Source organism: Burkholderia sp. Se-20378 (assembly GCF_017104665.1).
In the GTDB taxonomy this organism is placed as follows: domain Bacteria; phylum Pseudomonadota; class Gammaproteobacteria; order Burkholderiales; family Burkholderiaceae; genus Burkholderia; species Burkholderia lata.
Genome location: NZ_JAAGPG010000042.1, coordinates 1 through 21,334 on the forward strand (window position 1 = coordinate 1; position 21,334 = coordinate 21,334).

Consider the following 21,334-nt stretch of genomic DNA (forward strand, 5'->3'; position numbering starts at 1 on the left):
GCGCGTCGAACGCAAGACGCCCGGGCGTGCGCTCGGGCGTCGTATCGAACTCGAGCCGTTTCGGCTCGTCAGACGGATTCGTCATCGCTGCTTCCTGCCCGGCGCGGCGGTATCCCGCCGGCCGGGCTGCCGCCAGTCAGACCGCGCCGCCGTAAGCACGCACGAAGTCGCCCAGGCCGCGGTTGTAGCCGGCGCCGACGGCCTTGAACATGAAGTGGCCGTCGCGGCGATAGAAGCTGCCGACCTGCACCGACGTCTCCATCGAGAAGTCTTCCTCGAGCGCGTACTTCGCGATCACCGCGCCCGACACTTCGTCGGCGATCTGGATGTAGCTGTTGCGCACCTGGCCGAAATTCTGGCGACGCGCTTCCGCCTGGTCGATCGTCACGACCACCGAGATTTCCTCGACGTCGGCCGCGAGCTTCGTCACGTCGATGAAGATCACTTCGTCGTCGCCGTCGCCGCTGCCCGTGCGGTTGTCGCCGCTGTGCACGACGCCCAGGCACTTCGACGCGGGCATCCCGCGCTTCGGGAAATCGTCGCCCGGCTGGATGAAGGTGTCCTTGCGCTCCATCGTGCGCACTTCGCTGTTGTAGAACACGAAGTGCTGATCCGAGATCAGCTTCGGATTGCTCTGCGCGTCGTATTTGCACAGGAACACCGACACGTCGAGATCGAAGTCCGTACCCGTGTCCGTCGCGTTCGCGTCCCAACCGAGACCGATGCGGAACTTCTGCGTGCCGGGCGCTTCCTTCGACAGGTTGACGCGACCGCCTTTCGACAAATTGATCATCTGAACCTCTTCTGCTGGAACCGCCGTTGTGCCGGCGGCAATGCCGGGCCGCCCTGCGCGGCCCCTCGTTGATCGTGTTCGCCCCGCGCGTGACGCGCGATTACTCGCCCGCCACGGCCGTCCGGTCTTCCTTGCGTTGCACGATGATCGACGACCACACGGCCGCGGCGATCATCGCCGCGCCGATCAGGCCCGTGATGACCTCGGGCACTTCGAACTTCACGCCGAGGAACATGATCGTTGCGAGCGCACCGATTGCCCAGAAGGCGCCGTGTTCGAGAAAGCGGTACTGCGCGAGCGTGCCCTTCTTCAGCAGCACGAGCGTCATCTCCCGGATATAGGCCGCGCCGACGCCAAGGCCGAGCGCGATCAGGAAGATGTTGTTCGACAGCGCGAATGCACCGATCACGCCGTCGAAGCTGAACGACGAATCGAGCACTTCGAGATACATGAAACCCGCGACGCCTTCACGCACCACGCGCGTACCCGTCTCCTCGCCGCCGATCAGGTCGCCGATGCCGTGGGCGATCACGAAGCTGATCACGCCGAACGCGCCCGCGAGCAGGAAGCCCACTTGCTCGACCGCCGGCACATAGAGCGACGCGATGATGATGATCGCGAGCGTCAGCGCCACTTCCAGCGCCGTGATGCGGCCGAGGTGGCTCATCGGGCCTTCCAGGAAGCCGATCCAGTGCTCGTCCTTCTCGGTGTCGAGCATGAACTTGAAGAACACCATCAGCAGGAACGCGCCGCCGAATGCGGATACCTGGTGATGCGCGGACGTGAGGATCGACGCGTACTGCTCCGGCGATTCGATCGCGAGCTTCAGCGCGTCCCACATGCCGATGTGGCCGATCACCGCGACGATCAGCAGCGGGAACACGAGCCGCATGCCGAACACGGCGACCGGCAGGCCGAACACCATGAAGCGGTTGCGCCACTTCTCCGACCAGTTCTTGAGCACCGATGCATTGACGACCGCGTTGTCGAGCGACAGCGAGATTTCGAGCACCGACAGGACCGCGACGATCAGCATGTCCTTCACGCCGCCAAGGAGATAGGCCGCGACGAGCGCGAGCACCGTAAGCGACAACGGGATCTTGAAGTCTTTCAACATGATGGGGGGAGTAATCGAGTTCTGGATAAAAGACGGGCGGGCTGCGCTTACTTCGCGCGCACCCATTCGCAGAATTCCTGCGTGATCAACTGTTCGTAGATCTGTTCGTCGCTGAGGTCGAGCGATTCGAGATGCAGGAAGCCGACGTTCGGCATCTCGTCCGCGACTTCCGCGAGGAAGCCGAATTCGCTCGGATCGCCGACGCCGACGAGCGACCAGTACAGCGGGTAGTGCTGCGACTCGGCCAGCAGCTGGCGCACGCGCTTGCGATCGTTCTTCGGGTTCTGGCCGTCGGTGACGAACAGCACCCATGCGGGCAGATGGCCGTTCACCGGCGCGGAAGCGGCCGGCGCGGGCGTCTCGTCCGCCCCGCCGAACAGCCGGCTCAGGAAGCCGCGCTTCTCTTCGCGCTTCGGCGACGGCTCCGGCGCGCGGAAGAAGAAGTCGACGATGTCGTTCATCACCGGCGCGTACTGCGTGCCGCCCCACTTGTCGATCCGCGCTTCGAGCACGTGGTCGGAGATGTACGAGCCGTAGTTGTCCGGCGTGGCGGTCGGCAGGCGGTCGTAGCCTTCGGTGAAGGTCCACGTATCGACTTCGCCGTTGTCGTCGAACTTGAGTGCGATGCCGAGGATCCGGTCGTGCGTGTCCTGGATCACGCCCGACTGGTACAGCGGCTTCGCGGAGCCGGAGATGTCGAGCGCCGCGCCGACACGCACGACGGGCGGCTTCAGGATCTGGCGTTTTTCGAGGACGATCGCGACCTTCGCCGCGCGTTTCTCAAGCGTAATCATGCGGTGTTCTCTCGGTTCTTTCAGTTGTGCTTCGGAGCGAATCGGGTGATCAGGTCCTGTTCGAGCTGGCGCAGGCGCGGCGCGTCCTGCTCGCGCTGGCGCTTGCCGTCGGCGATGATCTGCGTGATGTCGTCGAATGCACCGAACAGCTGCTGCTGCGCGTATTCGAACGTGTCGGTCGAGATCACCGGGCGCTGGCTCAGCTTCGCGACTTCCTGCGCGTTCTGGCGGTTCAGGTCGGCCTGCGCGCGGATCGCCTCGTCGGCCGCGTCGTACGTCGCGTTCGCAAGCGCCGCCGCGCGCTTCGTGCTGAGCTGCTCGAGGTAGAGCGCGAACGCGTTGGTCCACGCGGGGATCAGCACGGTCTTGATCGTCATGAACTTCGACGTCAGCGTGCGTTTCTGGTCCTGCTCCATCCGGATCTGCGGCGCGAGCTGCTTCGACATCAGCATCGCGCGATCGAGGTCGTCGAGCTTGCTTTCGAGCGCGTCGACCTTGCGCTTCACGTCGAGCAGGCGTTGCGCGGCGAACGCGTCGTCCACCGGCTGCTGGCCGGCTTCGAGATGCGCGCGCAGCGTCGCGAGCGCCGTTTCACCGTGCGCCTTCGACTGCGCGAGCTCCTGGTGCAGCGCGTAGTTGTCGTTGTACATCCGCTCGAGCTCGTCGATGCCGGCCTTCTGGCGCTGCGCATGGTTCTCGAGCTCGACGACGAGCGTGTCCATCCGCTTGCTCACCGACTCGTATTGCGACAGCAGCTTCTCCTTGGTCGAGCGGAACAGCCGCGTGACCTGCGTAAGCAGCCCGCCCTTGTCGGCGCCGCGCGGGTCGAGCCCCTTCGCGGTCGCGATCAGTTCGTTGAGCTTGTCGCCGAACTGGTCGGCATCCGACGCACGGACGCTCGCGAGAATCTGCTGCGAGAAGGCCGCGATCCGCGTGCCCTGCGTCGCGCCGAGCTGGTCGATCTCGTCGACGGTGATCAGGCGGACATTCTCCGCCGGGCGTGCAACCGGCACGGCAACGGCGGCGGCAGGCATGACGACGGGGGACGAAGACGGGGTGGAAGGACGATCGCTGACCGCATCGGAGTTCTTGTCATCGAATAGCGGCTTCATGTGGCTACCACGTTTCCTTTTCTGCTTTCTGCTGCGTGTTGTCATGCGCGCGAGGCGCGCATCCGCGATTGCCGTCGTGCTCTCTCACGGGCGGCAGACGGACAATAAATGGCTCAAGCGCCTTGCGTCAAGGGAAGGAATTCTTTCAATTTCCATTCATTTTGTAATGTAATGGATCGACACGATGCCCGATCGTTGCCATCCCTGCCGCCATGCATACGGGCCGCGCAAGATTCGAACGTATCGAAACTTACATGTCTGATCATTGTGAAAGATAAATGAAACCGCCTGTCTGGGCGGGTTTCGGACGACGCACATGCGTGGCCGAGACACGCGCGAGTGCCGATCGCGCGCTACCGATCCTGCACGCGATTCATCCCGAGCCGAGGCAGGATGAACGGCACCGATCGGCCACGAATCGTGAAATCCCACCGTCCTTCGATGTCGACGAACGTCGCGCTGAAATGCCGGTCGTCGGTCCACGTCATGTCGTTCAGATGGCACGACGCATACATCGCGCCCACCGTGCGCCGCGCAAGTTCCTTCAGCGGATCCTTCGACACGAGCGTGAACGTGACGGCCTCCTCGAACAGGCAGTCGTAGTCGGTGACGAGCAGATACGCGTCCGGCGTCTCGAACTGGCGAAGCAGCACATAGCCGGAAACAGTGAGGCCGGAACGTTCGCCATTCACGAGCACATGCGTGCGTGACGGCCACGCTTCATAAGGACCATCGTGCGTTTCGAGCGTGAAGCGCTCGATCGGCTTCATCGCCGGGCCGGTTGGCGAAGGGCTCGTTCCCGAGGCATCGCCGCGTCAGTTCGCGGCCTTGCGATACAGCGCGACGTACCCCGCGAGCATCAGCAGCAGCGACCCGCTAACGCGGTTCAGCCACTTCTCCCCCGCCGCCTTCCACACACGCACCGAATGCACGCCGAGCAGCGCATAGCCGGTCATCCCGACGACGTCGATCGCGACGATCGTCGCCGCGAGGATCGCGTACTGCGGCGCGATCGCGTGCGACCGGTCGACGAACTGCGGCAGCAGCGCGGACATGAACAGGTAGTACTTCGGGTTGCTCATCGCAACGAAAAAGCTCCTCAGGAACGCGGTCCGGCGATCGGGCGTCGCGTGATCGAGCGCCTGCGCAGCGGCAGAACCGCCGGACGACAGCAGCATCCGCACACCGACATAGGCGAGCCACGCAGCGCCGGCCAGTTTCAGCGTGACGAATGCCGTTTCCGACGCGTCGAGCAGCATCCCGAGACCGAACCCGACCAGCGCGACGAGCACGACATCGGCCGTGACGGCGCCGAGCATGCCGACCATCGCGTGACGCAATCCGTACCGCGAGCCGTTGCTCATTGCGAGCAACACCGTCGGGCCGGGCGTCGCAACGCCGACGGACAGGATCAGGGCAAAAGCGAGCAAGGCGGACAGCGACATGGCGTGGCGTTCCTTCTGAAGGGAGCGTGCTGACGGGATGGCGTCGCCGTCTTCAACCACGCGGGCCGCTGCCGGCGCGCACGCAATCATGACGACGAATTCGAGCGGCTCATGATCGCACGTTCGTCCCGATGTCCGCTCGGCGGCCATGTGACGTCGATCCGGCACGGCGTTCGACCGCCATCCCAGATAGTGAGCGATCATTTTCGTAAACGACAATGATTCTCGTTTACGTTAGACTCCGCCCCTCGATAAAAAAACGTCCGCGACTGCACGGACGCATCACCCCGCCCGGATTCCGACTTGCCGCCCTGGGATGGATTACCGACCACACCCGATTTGCGTCCCATGTCGACACTTTCGTTACCCGCCCGGCGTCTCACGCCGATTGCCTTCGGCATTGCGCTGACCTGCGCGCTCGCTACCTCGGCGCAGGCCCAGCAGGCCCCGTCCGCCGCCACTGTCGCGCCCGACACGTCCGTGCTGCCGTCGATCAACGTCACGGGCGCCGCCGAGCCGCTGCCCGGCGACCTCGCGCCGACCTACGCGGGCGGCCAGGTCGCGCGCGGTGCGGATTACGGCGTACTCGGCCGGCAAAAGGCGAGCGACGTGCCGTTCAGCATGACCACCTACACGTCGAAGCTGATCGAAGACCAGCAGGCACGCACCCTTGCCGACGTGCTCGACAACGATCCGGCCGTGCGCAGCGCGTCCGGTTACGGCAACTTCTCGCAGGTATTCATCATCCGCGGCTTCCAGCTCGCCGGCGACGACGTCTCGCTGAACGGCCTGTACGGCGTCACGCCGCGACAGCTCGTCCAGACCGAGGCGGTCGAACGCGTCGACGTGCTCAAGGGCGCGAATGCATTCCTGAGCGGCGCGTCGCCGAACGGCTCCGCGGTTGGCGGCGGCGTGAACCTGCAGTTGAAGCGCGCGGACGACAAACCGCTCACGCGCGTCACCGTCGACGGCTCGGTGTCCGGCTCGATCGGCACGCACGTCGACATCGGCCGCCGCTTCGGCAGCGAGGGCCAGTTCGGCGTGCGCGTGAACCAGTCGATCGGCGGCGGCGACACGGCCGTCAGCGACGAGCGCCACCGCAACAACGTGACGGCCGTATCGCTCGACTGGCGCGGCGACAAGCTGCGCCTGTACGGCGACTTCCTGTATCAGCGCGAACGGATCGACAACGGCCGCCCCGTCGTGCTGATCAGTGGCAGCCAGGTGCCGGCCGTGCCGTCCGCGACGCACAACTACGCGCAGCCGTGGAGCTTCAGCGAGCTCGAGGATACGGTCGGGATCGTGCGCGCCGAATACGATTTCCTGCCCGCATGGACCGCCTATGTGTCGGCCGGCGCCCGACATACGAACGAGCACGGCGACTATTACACGCCGACCTACTCGTCGTCCGGCACGACCGGCTCGCGTCTGAGCGTGCCGCACAAGGAGGATGCCCAATCGGCCGAAGCCGGTGTGCGCGGCCGCTTCACGACCGGCCCCGTGTCGCACTTCGTGACGGCCGGCGCATCGTTCATTCGCATCGACAGCCAGTCTGCGTACACGATGTCGAGTGCGTTTCCGACGACGCTCTACGATCCCGCGCCGGTCGCGTTCCCGCCGACCGCCTATGCGGGCGGCGACATGAGCGATCCGGGCACGGTCACCAAGACCTGGCTGCGCAGCGTCGCGGTGTCCGACACGCTCGGCTTCCTCGGCGACCGCGTGCTGTTCACGATCGGCGCGCGCCGCCAGTCGATCTCCGTCGACAATTTCGACTACACGGGCGCGGTATCGTCGACGTACAGCGACGCGATCACGACGCCCGTGTTCGGTCTCGTCGTCAAGCCGTGGCAGAACGTATCGATCTACGCGAACCGCAGCGAGGCGCTCGCGCAGGGCGAAATCGCGCCGAACACCGCGCGCAATGCAGGTCAGTCGCTGTCGCCGTTCCGGTCGAAGCAGGTCGAGGCCGGCATCCGCTACGACACCAGCAAGTACGGTGCGTCGCTCGCGCTGTTCCAGATCGAGAAGCCCATGGCGTACACCGATCCGACGTCGAACCTGTTCGGCGCCAATGGCACGCAACGACACCGTGGCGTGGAAACTGCCGTGTTCGGTGAACCGTGGAAAGGCGTCCGGCTGATCGCGGGCGCGACGTACATCAACGCGACGCTGCAGAACACGGCGGGCGGCGCGAACGATGGCAACCGGCCGATCGGCGTGCCGTCGTTCCTGCTCAACGCGGGCGCCGAATACGACGTGCCGATGCTGCGCGGCCTCACGCTGACCGCACGCTGGATCCACACGGGCCCGCAGTACGTGGACGTCGCGAACACGGCGTCGATCCAGGCATGGGACCGCTATGATCTCGGTGCGCGCTACGCGACGGAACTGTTCGGCCGGAAGACGACGTTCCGTGCGACCGTTCGCAATGTCACGAACAAGTCGTACTGGTCGTCGACGACCGGCGGGTACCTGACACAAGGCGATCCGCGTTCGGTGTGGCTGTCGATGACGACGGATTTTTGACGATCGCGGAATGGAGTGGCGGGCTGCCGCCAGAGTTTGCTATACTCTCGGTCTTCCGGAGAGATGGATGAGTGGTTTAAGTCGCACGCCTGGAAAGCGTGTATAGGTTAATCGCCTATCGGGGGTTCGAATCCCCCTCTCTCCGCCAGAATTCAATGCCCGCGCCAGCGGGCATTTTCGTTTCCGGAGGAAGCAACCCGACAGTTCGGCTTGCGCGGGGGATTCGAAGGGATTCGCTTGCAAGCGAATCCGCGGCCCGCGCTCGTGTGGGCGAATCCCTCCTCTCTCTGCCAGGACATCAGCAAAAACGGGCCGCTCGGCCCGTTTTTCATTTCTGGGCACCAAAGCGCCCGTCAATCGTCGATGTGGCTGTTGTCCGCGCCCGTGATGCGTTCTTGCATCGCCGATTTCCCCTTGCTCCCAGGATGCGCACTACGCAGACACGCTCGCCATCATGCGCTTCGCATCGATTTCGGTCGCAGGCATCAAGCGCGGGCGCCGGCCATGTAATTCAATGCACTTCTTGTCGCTCCATTGTCTTTCTCGGCCAGACGACGCCCATTCAGTCCGTCATTCGAAATTGAATAACGATCGGAAATCCGCATCACCGATTCGGCTTCACAAATTTTTCGGTATGCGACCGATACACTGACGTCCAGAAAAGCTACCGAACCCGGCCCCTCTCCGTGGACAGCCCGCTTCCTCGTTTGGGCCGAGCGTGCGGCGCACCGCAACTCCCGAACACGGCACGCTAAAGATGTGTATTCTCCTGACGATATCCAGGGTTTCATCACCGCGAGTCAGTTCCATGCGATTGAGTCCACGGTTCGCCATGACGGCTGTCGCTGCGACGATGCTGTCAGCTTGCGCAACGGCATTTTCGCCCGCGTCGATCAGCACCACCGTCGCGGTGACATCTCCGCCGTTCGAGAAATCGCTGCGCGACGGCGGATCGTCGACCGACCTGCCGGCCATCGGTCAGCCTTCATCCGAATTCCGTACGCTTCTTTCCGTTCGCGAATGCGCTGCCAGCAAATGCGCAGCGGGAATCGCCAAGCCGACGCTCGCGGTCACGGTCCAGCGCGTGTCCGAAGGACTGGCAGCGATACGTTTCTCGGTCAACGGAGAGATCGGCAGCAGCCAGACGCTGAAATCGCAAGCCGGGAAAGTCACGTCGGAAGTGACCATGTCGATTCCGTCGGGCGTGACGCCGATCAACGATCAATTTGCCGTCGATCGGGTCGCGACGATCAAGATTGGCGAGTTCCGCCACGTGGCCTTGCCGCACGGCATCCGTGCCTACGTCTGCGTCGCCATACCGAACGCCAAAGGCGTGACGGACGGAAGCTGTGATTTCAGCCGGGTGCAGACGACCAAGGGAGCCGAGCTCGGGACTGCCGCGCTCTGACCCACCCGTCACGGCGCCAACGCGAACGAGTCCCGGCACTTTGAGCCATGCCGGAAGACACCCGCGTCACGGATGCCGGATGTAATCCACCAGCGCCCGCGTATATTCATCCGGCTTTCGATCAAGCAGACTCACGACGATCGCCACCGCGAACCCCGCCGGCACCCCGAACACCCCCGAACTGATCGATTCGATCCCGAACCACGTGCGGCCCGCGAACCCCGTCAGTTGCGTGAAGAACGGATAGGTCGACACGATGTAGTACACGCACACCGCGAGCCCCGTCACCATCCCGGCGATTGCGCCGCGCGTCGTCGTGCGCTTCCAGAACACGCCGAGCACGAGCACCGGAAAGAAGCTCGAAGCCGCCAGCGAGAACGCGGCGCCGACCAGAAACAGGATCTTCCCGGTATTGAGCGACGCGACATACGACGCGAACAGCGCGACACCGAGCAGCAGCACCTTCGAGATCGTCACGCGCCGCTGGCTCGATGCATCGGGCGCGACCATGCAGTAGTAGACGTCGTGCGACAGCGCGTTCGCGATCGTCAGCAGCAACCCGTCGGCGGTCGACAGCGCCGCGGCCAGCGCACCGGCCGCGATCAGCCCCGACACGACATACGGCAGCCCGGCGATCTCCGGCGCGGCCAGCACGACCATGTCCGGCTGCATCTGGATTTCCGACCAGTGCACGATGCCGTCGCGAATCACCTCGACGACGCTGATCAGGTCGGGTTCGAAGTGATGCCATTGCGTGACCCACGCCGGCAATGCGGCGAACGGTCGCCCGACGAGGTTCGCGAGGATCTCGTACTTGATCAGCACCGCGAGCACCGGCACGCTCAGGTAGAACAGCGCGATGAAGAACAGGGTCCACCCGACCGAGCGCCGTGCCGACGCGACCGACGTGGTCGTGTTGTAGCGCGTCAGGATGTGCGGCAGGCTCGCGGTGCCGAGCGACAGGCACAGCAGCAGCGCAAGGAAATTCCGCTCGCGCGGCTTGCGTTCGTCGTCGCTCGCGGCGGGAAACGGCTCGTGCATCGGCACGGGCGGCTCGGCCCGGGCCAGCAGATCGTCGCGCACCTGCGTCCACGCGACGCGCGCCGCCGCCGGATCGCGCGGGAAGTCTGCCAGCTCGCGCTCACGCTGACTGATCTCGCGCAGCGGCCCGTTGTGGCGCCGCAGGTCGGCAAGCTGGTCGGTGAGATGGCGGCGTGCGTCCGCATAGGATGCCGGCAGCCGGTCGAGCCGCGTCTGGATATCCGCCGCTTGCCGGCGATACGCGTCGCGCACCTGCTGCTCGTCGAACGCATCGCGCACCTGCGCCTCACGCGCCGCGACCCGCTCCATCAGCTTGCCGTAATTGAACTGCGGCACGGGGCCGAGCCCGTTCTTCATCGCGATCAGCGACACCGGAATCAGGATCGCGCTGATCAGGATGATGTACTGCGCGACCTGCGTCCACGTGACCGCGCGCATCCCGCCGAGAAACGAGCACACGAGAATGCCCGCGAGCCCGCAGAAGATCCCGATCGCGAAATCGACGCCGATGAAGCGTGTCGCGATCAGGCCGATCCCCTGGATCTGCGCGACCAGGTACACGAACGAACACAGGATCGCCGCGCCGGCCGCCAGCGCGCGCACGGCCGTGCTCGAAAAGCGCGTCCCGAGGAAATCGGGAATCGTGTAGCGCGCGAGCTTGCGCACATAAGGCGCGAGCAGGAACGCGACGAGGCAGAACCCGCCTGTCCAGCCCATCACGTACGCGAGTGCATCGTAGCCGGTCGAGTAGAGCGATCCGGCCAGGCCGATGAACGATGCGGCCGACAGCCAGTCGGCCGCCGTCGCCATCCCGTTGAAGGCAGACGGCACGCGCCGCCCGGCCACGTAGTACTCGACGAGATCGGATGTGCGCGACAGCAGCCCGATCACCGCATATACGGCAATCGGCACGAACAGGAACACGTAGCCGATCCAGACGCCGGAGCCGGTGGCACGCTCGATCCGCCACATCAGCAGCACGAACCCGAGAAACCCCAGCGTGTAGAGCGCATATGCGCGGATCAGTCGATGCGTCAGCATGAATCAGTGCCCACCGTTCGCATGGCCGGCGCGTGCCGCATGATCGTCGTACGCACGGCGCAGCGTGCGGTCCGCGCGTTGCATCAGCCCGATATAGACGACGATCAGCACGAGATACACGAGAATCGCGCCCTGCGCGCCGACGTAGAACGGCAGGCTGAACCCGGCGAAGCGGATCCCTGCGAGCGCGGGTGCGAAGAACGGCACGATGAACGACACCGAAAAGCCGATCACCATCAGCACCGCGATCAGCGCGACGTTGAAGCGCCAGTAGCGTGCGTGGGCACGCGCGAGCGGCTCGGGAACGGGCGGTGGCGCGACAGGCGCGGGACGGGTCGGAACGGTCATGCCGTTATGTAACAAAAAGCCCCTGCGCGGGCAATCGGGATTGCCGCGCAGGGGCTCGTGCGCGTGATGCGCAACCGGTACGATCAGCGCACTTCGGCGAGCTGCTCGAGGATGGCCGGATTCTCGAGCGTGGACGTGTCCTGCGTGATCGCCTCGCCCTTCGCGAGCGAACGCAGCAGGCGCCGCATGATCTTACCCGAGCGGGTCTTCGGCAGGTTGTCGCCGAAGCGGATGTCCTTCGGCTTCGCGATCGGCCCGATCTGCTTGCCGACCCAGTCGCGCAACGTCTTCGCCAGCGCCGCCGCTTCCTCGCCTTCCGGACGCGAACGCTTCAGCACCACGAACGCGACCACCGCCTCGCCCGTCGTATCGTCCGGACGGCCGACCACGGCTGCCTCGGCCACGAGTTCGTGCGAGACCAGCGCCGATTCGATTTCCATCGTACCGAGCCGGTGGCCCGACACGTTCAGCACGTCGTCGATCCGGCCCATGATCGTGAAGTAGCCGGTGTCCTTGTCGCGCACGGTGCCGTCGCCGGCCAGATACAGCCGCCCGCCGAGTTCCTCGGGGTAGTAGCTTTTCTTGAAGCGCTCCGGGTCGCCCCAGATCGTGCGGATCATCGCGGGCCACGGGCGCTTGACGACGAGGATGCCGCCCTGCCCGTTCGGCACGTCCTGGCCGGTTTCGTCGACCACCGCGGCCATGATGCCCGGCAGCGGCAGCGTGCACGAACCGGGTACGGTCGGCGTCGCGCCCGGCAGCGGCGTGATCATGTGGCCGCCCGTCTCGGTCTGCCACCAGGTGTCGACGATCGGGCAGCGCTCCTGGCCGACGTGCTTGTGATACCACATCCACGCTTCCGGATTGATCGGCTCGCCAACGGTGCCGATGATGCGCAGGCTCGACAGGTCGTAGCTCTTCGGATGCACCTTGTCGTCGGCCTCGGCCGCCTTGATCAGCGAACGGATCGCGGTCGGCGCGGTGTAGAACACGGTGACCTTGTGATCGCCGATCATCTTCCAGAAACGGCCGGCGTCCGGATAGGTCGGCACGCCTTCGAACACGACCTGCGTGCCGCCGCATGCGAGCGGGCCGTACGTGATGTACGTGTGGCCCGTGACCCAGCCGATGTCGGCCGTGCACCAGAACACGTCGTCGGGCTTCCAGTCGAAGGTCCACTTCATCGTCTGCGCGGCCCACAGCAGGTAGCCGCCCGTGCTGTGCTGCACGCCCTTCGGCTTGCCGGTCGAGCCCGACGTATACAGGATGAACAGCGGATGCTCGGCGCCGACCCATTCCGGCTCGCACTGGTCGGATTCGCCGTCCGTCAGTTCGTGCATCCACAGGTCGCGCTCGGCGTGCCAGTCGATCTTGCCGCCGGTGCGGCGATAGACGATCACGCTCTTCACGGCCTCGCAGCCGCCCAGCGCGATCGCTTCATCCGCGATGCTCTTCAGCGGCAGCGTCTTGCCACCGCGCGCCTGTTCGTCGGCCGTGATGAGCGCCGTCGCGCCGACGTCGACGAGCCGCTCGTTCAACGACTTCGCGGAGAAACCGCCGAACACGACCGAGTGCGTCGCGCCAATGCGCGCGCAGGCCTGCATCGCGACGATGCCTTCGATCGACATCGGGATATAGATGACGACGCGGTCGCCCTTGCCGATCCCGCGCTTCTTCAGTGCATTCGCGAAACGCGATACGCGCGCGAGGAGATCCGCATAGGTGACGCGCGTGACGGTGCCGTCATCGGCTTCGAAAATCACCGCGACGCGCTCGCCGTTGCCGGCTTCGACGTGACGATCGAGGCAGTTGTACGACGCGTTCAGCTCGCCGTCCTCGAACCACTTGTAGAACGGCGCGTTGGACTCGTCGAGCACTTTCGTGAACGGCTTGTGCCACGCAAGACCCTCGCGCGCGAGGCGCGCCCAGAATCCTTCGTAATCGTTTTCGGCCTCGGCGGCGAGCGCACGATAGGCCGGCATGCCGGAAATGGTCGCCGCCTGTTCGAGCGCCGCGGGCGGCGCAAACTGACGGGTTTCGTGAAGAACCGATTCAATCGCAGACATCGACTACCCCTTGGTGAACATGAATCCTCTGCATGGCGGCGCGATCGTGCGCGCCGCGCGTCTTGGCCGGCGCAAGCGCGCCGCTGTCTCCTACCCACCACCCGCGCACGGCCCGAAGGCTGCTGCGCGATGCTGCGCCGCACCACGTCGCACGATGGCGACCGGGCGACCCGACAGTTTCCACAATAAGCGCTCGAACTTACCCGTCACTTACGCGGCACGGCCGTTTCGCCCGTCGGGCGGCGCCCGCTTGTAGCTTTACGCTGTAACGAGCGCGACCCTACAATCCTAACTGAACTCGCCTTCCGGATTCCAGCTTGAATCGCTACGCTTTCTTTCTCGTGCTGTCGATGCTGTTCGTCGGCAGCAATGTCGGTATCGGTAAATCGATCGTTGTCTTCGTTCCCGTCGCCATCCTCGCCACGCTGCGCTTCGTGATCGCGATTGCCGTGCTGTGGCCGCTGTTCAGCCCGGTGAAGATGCGCACGGTCAAGCGCGGCGAATGGCTGAACCTGTTCCTGCAGGCGTTCTTCGGCACCTTCATGTTTACGCTGCTGATGCTGAACGGCGTGCAGCGCACGAGCGCGGTCGCCGCCGGCGTGATCACCAGCACGATCCCGGCGATCGTCGCGCTGTTCGCGTGGCTGATCCTGCGTGAAAAACCGAACGGTCGTGCGCTGGTATCGATTGCACTCGCGATCGCCGGCGTCGTGACGATCAACCTCGCGAACGGCAGCGCGGCCGGGCACGGCGCGTCGTCGCTGACCGGCAACCTGCTGATCCTCGGCGCGGTGTGCTGCGAATCGATCTACGTGATCCTGTCGCGCCGCCTCACGCAGACGCTCGCGCCGATCGACATCTGCGCGTACACGCACCTGTTCGGCCTGTGCCTGATGCTGCCGCTCGGCGCGACGGCCATGTGGCATTTCGATTACGCGAGCGTGCCGGCCAGCACCTGGGCGCTCGTCGTCTGGTACGGCCTGTCGGCCAGCATCTTCTCGTTCTGGCTGTGGATGAAAGGCATCCGGCACGTGCCGGGCAGCCTCGCCGGCGTGTTCAGCGCGGTGCTGCCGGTCGCGGCCGCCGCGTATGGCATCGCGTTCCTCGGCGAGCGCCCGACGCTCGCCCACGGCATCGCGCTCGCGTGCGTCGTCACCGGCATCGTGCTCGCGAGCCTGCGCGTGAAACGCGTGCCGGCTGCCGCCTCCTGATCCGTCCCTGGCAGGGCCGGCGCGTCACTGCAGTCGCGCTGGCCGACGCGTTACAATAGCGCGCCTTTTCAAGATTACCCCCGATACCTGCGCACCGCGCCCGACTGTCCACCATGTCTGCCCCGCATTCGCCCGGCCGCCCCGCGCGTCGCCCGCTTCGCCCGCTTCCCGCGCTGATTTTCATGAGCCGCTGGCTCCAGGTTCCGCTTTACCTCGGCCTGATCGTTGCGCAGGCCGTCTACGTGTTCCTGTTCCTGAAGGAAGTCTGGCACCTGCTGTCGCATGCGACGAGCCTCGACGAAATCAGCGTGATGCTCGCGGTGCTCGGCCTGATCGATGTGGTGATGATCTCGAACCTGCTGATCATGGTGATCGTCGGCGGTTACGAAACGTTCGTGTCGCGCCTCGGCATCGAGGGCCACCCCGACGAGCCCGAGTGGCTCGACCACGTGAACGCGGGCGTGCTGAAGGTCAAGCTGTCGATGGCGCTGATCAGCATTTCGTCGATCCACCTGCTCAAGACGTTCATCAACCCCGACCAGCACACGATGCACGCGATCATGTGGCAGGTGATCATCCACGTGTCGTTCCTGGTGTCGGCGCTCGTGATGGCGTGGGTCGACCGCCTGACGACGCACACGCACCCGGCCCATTTCCACGAGCCGCACGCCCGCGAGGCGCACGCGAGCGCGGCGAACGAATCACGCAAGCCGGCCGAAGCAGCCGTCAACGCATAAACGCATTCCCCACAGTCCCCACAGAGTCTCAGCCATGACCGTCATCAAACAGGAAGACCTGATCCAGAGCATCGCGGATTCGCTGCAGTACATCAGCTACTACCATCCGCTCGACTACATCCAGGCCCTCGGCCGCGCGTACGAGCTGGAAGAAAGCCCGGCCGCGAAGGATGCGATCGCGCAGATCCTCACGAACAGCCGCATGTGCGCGGAAGGCAAGCGCCCGATCTGCCAGGACACCGGCATCGTCACGATCTTCGTGAAGGTCGGCATGGACGTGCGCTGGGACGGCGCGACGATGGGTCTCACCGACATGATCAACGAAGGCGTGCGCCGCGGTTACACGCACCCGGACAACGTGCTGCGCGCGTCGATCGTCAGTCCGCCGGAAGGCGCCCGCAAGAACACGAAGGACAACACGCCGGCCGTGATCCACTACGAGATCGTGCCGGGCGACAAGGTCGACGTGCAGGTTGCGGCGAAGGGCGGCGGCTCGGAGAACAAGTCGAAGTTCGTGATGCTGAACCCGTCCGACTCGATCGTCGACTGGGTGCTGAAGACGGTCCCGACGATGGGCGCAGGCTGGTGCCCGCCCGGCATGCTGGGGATCGGCATCGGCGGCACGGCTGAAAAGGCGATGCTGATGGCGAAGGAATCGCTGATGGAGCCGATCGACATCCAGGAAATCATCGCACGCGGTCCGAAGGACTGGGTCGAGGAACTGCGCGTCGAACTGCACGAGAAGGTCAACGCGCTCGGCATCGGCGCACAGGGCCTCGGCGGCCTGGCAACCGTGCTCGACGTGAAGATCATGGCTGCACCGACGCACGCGGCATCGAAACCGGTCGCGCTGATCCCGAACTGCGCGGCCACGCGCCACGCGCACTTCGTGCTCGACGGCTCGGGCCCGGCCAAGCTTGAAGCACCGTCGCTCGACGCATGGCCGAAGGTCAACTGGGAACCGAATACCGAAACCAGCAAGCGCGTCGACCTGAACACGCTGACGCCGGAAGAAGTCGCGAGCTGGGCGCCGGGCCAGACGCTGCTGCTGTCGGGCAAGATGCTCACCGGCCGCGACGCCGCGCACAAGCGCATCGCCGACATGCTCGCGAAGGGCGAGAAGCTGCCGGTCGACTTCACCAACCGCGTGATCTACTACGTCGGCCCGGTCGATCCGGTCCGCGACGAAGTGGTCGGCCCGGCAGGTCCGACGACGGCCACGCGCATGGACAAGTTCACCGAGACGATGCTCGCGCAAACCGGCCTGATCTCGATGGTCGGCAAGGCCGAGCGCGGCCCGGTCGCGATCGACGCGATCAAGAAGCACAAGGCGGCCTACCTGATGGCGGTCGGCGGTGCGGCTTACCTCGTGTCGAAGGCGATCCGCGGCGCGAAGGTGCTCGCATTCGAAGACCTCGGCATGGAAGCGATCTACGAGTTCGACGTGCAGGACATGCCGGTGACGGTGGCCGTCGATTCGTCGGGCACGTCGGTGCACCAGACCGGTCCGAAGGAGTGGCAGGCGAAGATCGGCAAGATCCCGGTCGCAGCCGCTTAAGCGCGATCGAACGAAAGGCCGGACGGAAGTCCGGCCTTTTTACTTCTCATTCTCATTATTGTGTGTGGCCGGTTATTCGAGGCTGATTCTCATTACATGCAAAAGGCAGGCCCGACAAGGCTTTGAGGCTTGGCTTTTCTCGTTCGAGCGATTATCTTTCGGTTTCTGAAGCCCCACTGAACAAGGAACAAGCCATGCAAGGCGACAAGAAAGTCATCGAATATCTGAACGCCCAGTTGAAGAATGAGCTCACGGCGATCAACCAGTACTTCCTGCATGCGCGCATGTACAAGCACTGGGGCCTCGAGAAGCTCGGCAAGCACGAGTACGACGAGTCGATCGGCGAAATGAAGCACGCCGACTGGCTGATCGAGCGCGTATTCATGCTCGACGGCCTGCCGAACCTGCAGGATCTGCACAAGCTGCTGGTCGGCGAGGAAACCGAAGAGATCCTGAAGTGCGACCTGAAGCTCGAGCAGATCTCGCAGTCCACCTGCAAGGAAGCGATCGCCTACTGCGAATCGGTTCGTGACTACGTGTCGCGCGAGATCTTCGAGAAGATCCTCGACGACACCGAAGAGCACATCGACTGGCTGGAAACGCAGATCGACCTGATCGGCAAGGTCGGCCTGCAGAACTACCAGCAAACGATGATGGGTTCGCCGGAGTAAACTCGCTCCACGCTTCCCGCTATCGCCCCCAGCCCGTTCATGTCGACACCTTCCGTTAACGCCGCGACGGCCTCGACCGTCGCCCCCATCGGCATCTTCGATTCAGGGCTGGGCGGCCTGTCGGTGCTGCGCGCCGTGCGCGCGCAGCTGCCCGACGAATCGTTCATCTACGTCGCCGATTCGCACCATGCGCCATATGGTCCGCGCGACGAGGCATTCATTACGGAACGCACGCTGGCAATCGGCGAGTGGCTGGCCCGCGAAGGGGCGAAAGCGCTGGTCATCGCGTGCAACACGGCGACCGCACGCGCGATCGCCGCGACCCGCGAACACCTGTCGATGCCGCTCGTCGGCGTCGAGCCGGGCATCAAGCCGGCCGCCGCCGTATCCGCGAGCGGTGTCGCGGGCGTCCTGGCCACGCAGTCGACGCTGAACAGTCCGCGCTTCCAGGCGCTGCTCGACCGCTACGGCGCCGGCCGCCGCTTCATCTGCCAGCCCGGCCACGGGCTCGTCGAGGCCATCGAGCGCGGTGACACGAATTCTCCCGCCTTGCGCGCGTTGCTCGACAGCTACCTGCAACCGATGCTCGACGACGGCGCCGATACGCTGGTACTCGGCTGCACGCATTACCCGTTCTTCACGGAAACGATTCGTGACCTTGTGGGCGACCGCCTGACACTCGTCGACACCAGCGACGCGATCGCGCGCCAGCTCGTGCGGGTGCTCGACGAGCGCAACCTGCGCGCACCGGCCGGCACGTGCGCGGCGCCGCCCCACTTCTGCTCGACCAGCGACGGCCGCCAACTGCAGGCACTCGCGTCGACGCTGCTCGGCCTCGCTGCGCCGGTCGAATCCGTCACCATTTCCTCGCCGAACGCGCGCGCCTGCGCGACCGCCTGACACGGGCCGGCACGCGTTCTCCTGCGTGCCGCTTCACCTTCCCACCGTTTCAAGGGTCCGATGACCTTAAAAAAAGCCCGACCCAGGCTTGTCAACGTCCGCAAATTTAATGATAATAATTCGCATTAACGTTAGCTATCGCAACTCACCATGATCGTCTGCGTGTGCAAGTCTGTTTCCGATCGCAAGATTCGCGCGTCCCTCGCAGAGGGCGTGAACTCTTTCGATGAACTCCAGTTCGAGCTCGGCGTGGCCACGTGCTGCGGCAAGTGCGAGGAGTCCGTACGCGACCTCATGGCCGAACAAGGCGTCTGCGCGAGCCGGTGCGGTGTCGAGCATCATGCTCACCCGATCCCGGTCACGTTCTACGAACGCAAGGCCGCCTGACCGGCGCCGAGTGTGCGCATGCGGCCCAGGCCGCATTTTTTGTTTTGACCGTCAGCAAGCCACCGTCTGCGCGAGCCAGCGGCTTACCTGCCAAGGAGCCTGTCATGGAATTGCTGATCGGATTTGTGACCACCGTTTGCATCTCGCTGCTGATCTTCCGCAAGTGATGCCGATTCACCCGCCGCGCCCCGGGTGCGACATCGTTCTTTCAAGCTAACATGCAGGCTTCGCATCTCGCTCCTGCCGGCGCCGTGCCGGCTGCACCACGTATGAATCCCCGAGTGATCGTCGTCGCGGTCGGTGTGCTTGCCGCACACGCGATCATGCTGACGGCCGCCTGGCTCCATCGCAACGCGCCGCCGCCGCCGAAGGAGATCGAGGTTCAATCGATCACCGCGCAGCTCATTCCGCCTGCGCCCCCTGCCCAGCCCGTCGCGGTCCAGTCGGCCGCGCAGCAGCCTACGCCACCCAAGCCCACGCCGCGCGTGAAGCCGAAGGTCGAGCCGAAGCCGGTGCAGAAAGCGGTTCCGACGCCTCAGCCGGTCTCGCAGGCACCGTCGCCGACGCCCGCGCCGGCCGTTGCCGCTCCGACACCGGCTCCCGTCGCGCCGGCGCCTGCTGCACCGGCTGCAGCACCCGGCCCGGCGCGCGAGACGATGCAGGTCAGCGCGCCGAAGAACGTGTCGGCGCTCACCTGCAACTTCGTTAAGCCGACCTATCCGTCGATGTCGCGCCGTCGCGGCGAAACGGGCACGGCCTATGTTCACTTCATCATCGGCGTGACGGGCAAGATCGAAAGCGTCCAGCTGCAGAAGAGCAGCGGCTACCCGCGTCTCGATGAAGCCGCACTCGAGGCGACGCGCGCCAGCACCTGCCCGCCGTATATCGAGAACGGCCAGGCGATCCGCGCCGCCCATACGCTGCCCTTCAACTTCACGCTTGACGACTAACCCGTCATATTCGGTAGATTCAAAGGAAACAAGAAAATGCAAAGCTACGGTATCGCGCACGTCTGGGCGCAAGGTGATTTCGTCACGCGCGCCATCGCGATCACGCTGCTCGTGATGTCGGTCCTGTCGTGGATCGTGATCGTCATCAAGGGCTGGAACGTGATCCGCCTGAACCGCCTGACGAAGAACGCCGAACAGGCATTCTGGCATTCGGACGATTTCGACGACGGCATCAAGAAGCTCGGGCTCGCCGCATCGACGCCGAACGACAACCCGTTCCTCGCGCTCGCGCTGTCGGGCAAGGAAGCCGCCGATCACCACCACCAGACGCAACCGCACCTGCACGACCGCATGGACGTGTCGGACTGGGTCACGCGCTGCCTGAAGGACACGATGGACGAAGGCATCTCGCGCATGCAGAGCGGCCTCGCGATCCTCGCGTCGATCGGCAGCACGGCGCCGTTCGTCGGCCTGTTCGGTACGGTCTGGGGGATCTACCACGCACTGCTCGCGATCGGCGCATCCGGCCAGACGTCGATCGACCAGGTCGCCGGCCCGGTCGGCGAATCGCTGATCATGACCGCTTTCGGCCTGTTCGTCGCAATCCCGGCCGTGCTCGGCTACAACGCACTCACCCGCGCGAACAAGGGTATCGTCAGCAAGCTGCGCCGCTTCGCGCACGGTCTGCATGCGTACTTCGTGACGGGCGCGAGCCTTGCCTCGTCGTCGACGCGCGACGGCCTGCGTCTCGCGACGCGCGCCAGCTGAGGCGGGGTGAACCATGGCAATGAACACCGGTTTCAGCGACGATGACGACGATGCAGTGATGAGCGAGATCAACATGACGCCGCTCGTCGACGTCATGCTCGTACTCCTGATCATTTTCCTCGTGACGATCCCGGCGATGCAGCATGCGGTGAAGATCGACCTGCCGCACGCCAGCAGCCAGCCCGTCGACGAAAAGCCGCAGACGGTCGACGTCGCGATCCAGGGTGACGGCACGATCCTGTGGGACGACCACACGGTCACGCGCGAACAATTGCAGCAGCGCATCGCGGAAGCGGCAAAACGCACGCCGCAACCGGAGTTGCACCTGCGTGCGGACCGCAAGGTCGCGTACGAACACGTGGCGGAAGTGATGTCGGATGCGCAGGCTGGCGGCCTGACGAAGCTCGGCTTCGTAACGGAGCCGACCGCGAAAGCGAAGTAACGCACGCGCTATCCGA

20 protein-coding genes and 1 tRNA gene are annotated in these 21,334 nt (G+C 64.8%); 12 read left to right on the top strand and 9 right to left on the bottom strand.

The window, feature by feature from the left end; translation table 11 throughout:
* Nucleotides 1–136: 136 nt before the first annotated feature.
* The 6 genes from G3N93_RS08090 to G3N93_RS08115 all read right to left on the bottom strand — a co-directional run bounded on the left by G3N93_RS08090 (nucleotide 137) and on the right by G3N93_RS08115 (nucleotide 5,261).
* Nucleotides 137–793 (bottom strand): TerD family protein, encoded by a 657-nt coding sequence (locus G3N93_RS08090; RefSeq protein ID WP_174941756.1) that lies wholly within the window; start codon nucleotides 791–793, stop codon nucleotides 137–139.
* A 100-nt stretch (nucleotides 794–893) separates the two neighbouring features.
* A complete protein-coding gene (locus tag G3N93_RS08095) occupies nucleotides 894–1,910 on the bottom strand; it encodes a DUF475 domain-containing protein (RefSeq protein WP_174941754.1) in 1,017 nt (338 codons plus the stop codon).
* A 47-nt stretch (nucleotides 1,911–1,957) separates the two neighbouring features.
* Nucleotides 1,958–2,704, bottom strand: coding sequence for a VWA domain-containing protein (locus G3N93_RS08100; RefSeq protein ID WP_174941752.1), 747 nt, complete (start codon nucleotides 2,702–2,704; stop codon nucleotides 1,958–1,960).
* Between the two features lie 20 nt (nucleotides 2,705–2,724).
* Entirely contained in the window at nucleotides 2,725–3,816 is a 1,092-nt protein-coding gene (locus G3N93_RS08105; RefSeq protein ID WP_206132754.1) for a toxic anion resistance protein, read from the bottom strand.
* Between the two features lie 353 nt (nucleotides 3,817–4,169).
* Entirely contained in the window at nucleotides 4,170–4,586 is a 417-nt protein-coding gene (locus G3N93_RS08110; protein ID WP_206132755.1) for a hypothetical protein, read from the bottom strand.
* Nucleotides 4,587–4,631: 45 nt separating this feature from the next.
* Nucleotides 4,632–5,261: a LysE family translocator gene (locus G3N93_RS08115; RefSeq protein WP_206121756.1), complete on the bottom strand. Its 630-nt coding sequence runs from the start codon at nucleotides 5,259–5,261 to the stop codon at nucleotides 4,632–4,634.
* A gap of 348 nt (nucleotides 5,262–5,609) precedes the next feature.
* Here G3N93_RS08115 and G3N93_RS08120 point away from each other — a divergent pair, with 348 nt between their 5' ends.
* The 3 genes from G3N93_RS08120 to G3N93_RS08130 all read left to right on the top strand — a co-directional run bounded on the left by G3N93_RS08120 (nucleotide 5,610) and on the right by G3N93_RS08130 (nucleotide 9,198).
* A complete protein-coding gene (locus G3N93_RS08120; RefSeq protein ID WP_206132756.1) occupies nucleotides 5,610–7,790 on the top strand; it encodes a TonB-dependent siderophore receptor in 2,181 nt (726 codons plus the stop codon).
* 57 nt (nucleotides 7,791–7,847) lie between these two features.
* Nucleotides 7,848–7,938 (top strand) — tRNA-Ser (locus G3N93_RS08125).
* Between the two features lie 684 nt (nucleotides 7,939–8,622).
* Nucleotides 8,623–9,198 carry a hypothetical protein gene (locus G3N93_RS08130; protein ID WP_241026461.1) on the top strand — a complete coding sequence of 192 codons (576 nt, stop codon included), beginning with the start codon at nucleotides 8,623–8,625 and terminating at the stop codon, nucleotides 9,196–9,198.
* A gap of 66 nt (nucleotides 9,199–9,264) precedes the next feature.
* On the opposite strand, the gene G3N93_RS08135 is transcribed toward G3N93_RS08130, so the two are convergent.
* The 3 genes from G3N93_RS08135 to acs all read right to left on the bottom strand — a co-directional run bounded on the left by G3N93_RS08135 (nucleotide 9,265) and on the right by acs (nucleotide 13,694).
* The gene (locus tag G3N93_RS08135; protein ID WP_206132757.1) at nucleotides 9,265–11,280 is read right to left on the bottom strand and encodes a sodium:solute symporter family protein; all 2,016 of its coding nucleotides are present in this window, start codon (nucleotides 11,278–11,280) and stop codon (nucleotides 9,265–9,267) included.
* Nucleotides 11,281–11,283: 3 nt separating this feature from the next.
* Nucleotides 11,284–11,628, bottom strand: coding sequence for a DUF4212 domain-containing protein (locus tag G3N93_RS08140; RefSeq protein WP_174941732.1), 345 nt, complete (start codon nucleotides 11,626–11,628; stop codon nucleotides 11,284–11,286).
* An 83-nt stretch (nucleotides 11,629–11,711) separates the two neighbouring features.
* Complete coding sequence (gene acs, locus G3N93_RS08145) at nucleotides 11,712–13,694, bottom strand: acetate--CoA ligase (protein ID WP_174989182.1); 1,983 nt, start codon at nucleotides 13,692–13,694, stop codon at nucleotides 11,712–11,714.
* A 317-nt stretch (nucleotides 13,695–14,011) separates the two neighbouring features.
* Between acs and G3N93_RS08150 the strand changes: the two genes are divergently transcribed.
* From G3N93_RS08150 to G3N93_RS08190, 9 genes are all read left to right on the top strand, one after another.
* A complete protein-coding gene (locus G3N93_RS08150) occupies nucleotides 14,012–14,905 on the top strand; it encodes a DMT family transporter (RefSeq protein ID WP_174941727.1) in 894 nt (297 codons plus the stop codon).
* A 113-nt stretch (nucleotides 14,906–15,018) separates the two neighbouring features.
* Complete coding sequence (locus tag G3N93_RS08155; protein WP_174941725.1) at nucleotides 15,019–15,642, top strand: TIGR00645 family protein; 624 nt, start codon at nucleotides 15,019–15,021, stop codon at nucleotides 15,640–15,642.
* 34 nt (nucleotides 15,643–15,676) lie between these two features.
* Nucleotides 15,677–17,200: a fumarate hydratase gene (locus G3N93_RS08160; RefSeq protein WP_206121745.1), complete on the top strand. Its 1,524-nt coding sequence runs from the start codon at nucleotides 15,677–15,679 to the stop codon at nucleotides 17,198–17,200.
* 194 nt (nucleotides 17,201–17,394) lie between these two features.
* A complete protein-coding gene (gene bfr / locus G3N93_RS08165; RefSeq protein ID WP_011352652.1) occupies nucleotides 17,395–17,871 on the top strand; it encodes a bacterioferritin in 477 nt (158 codons plus the stop codon).
* Between the two features lie 39 nt (nucleotides 17,872–17,910).
* Nucleotides 17,911–18,771, top strand: coding sequence for a glutamate racemase (gene murI / locus G3N93_RS08170; protein ID WP_206132758.1), 861 nt, complete (start codon nucleotides 17,911–17,913; stop codon nucleotides 18,769–18,771).
* 150 nt (nucleotides 18,772–18,921) lie between these two features.
* Nucleotides 18,922–19,158, top strand: a complete 237-nt coding sequence (locus G3N93_RS08175; protein ID WP_039370093.1) for a bacterioferritin-associated ferredoxin — start codon at nucleotides 18,922–18,924, stop codon at nucleotides 19,156–19,158.
* Between the two features lie 218 nt (nucleotides 19,159–19,376).
* The gene (locus tag G3N93_RS08180) at nucleotides 19,377–20,108 is read left to right on the top strand and encodes an energy transducer TonB (RefSeq protein ID WP_174946726.1); all 732 of its coding nucleotides are present in this window, start codon (nucleotides 19,377–19,379) and stop codon (nucleotides 20,106–20,108) included.
* A gap of 36 nt (nucleotides 20,109–20,144) precedes the next feature.
* Nucleotides 20,145–20,876 (top strand): MotA/TolQ/ExbB proton channel family protein, encoded by a 732-nt coding sequence (locus G3N93_RS08185; protein ID WP_011352656.1) that lies wholly within the window; start codon nucleotides 20,145–20,147, stop codon nucleotides 20,874–20,876.
* 13 nt (nucleotides 20,877–20,889) lie between these two features.
* Complete coding sequence (locus tag G3N93_RS08190) at nucleotides 20,890–21,318, top strand: biopolymer transporter ExbD (RefSeq protein ID WP_059528371.1); 429 nt, start codon at nucleotides 20,890–20,892, stop codon at nucleotides 21,316–21,318.
* Nucleotides 21,319–21,334: the final 16 nt, after the last annotated feature.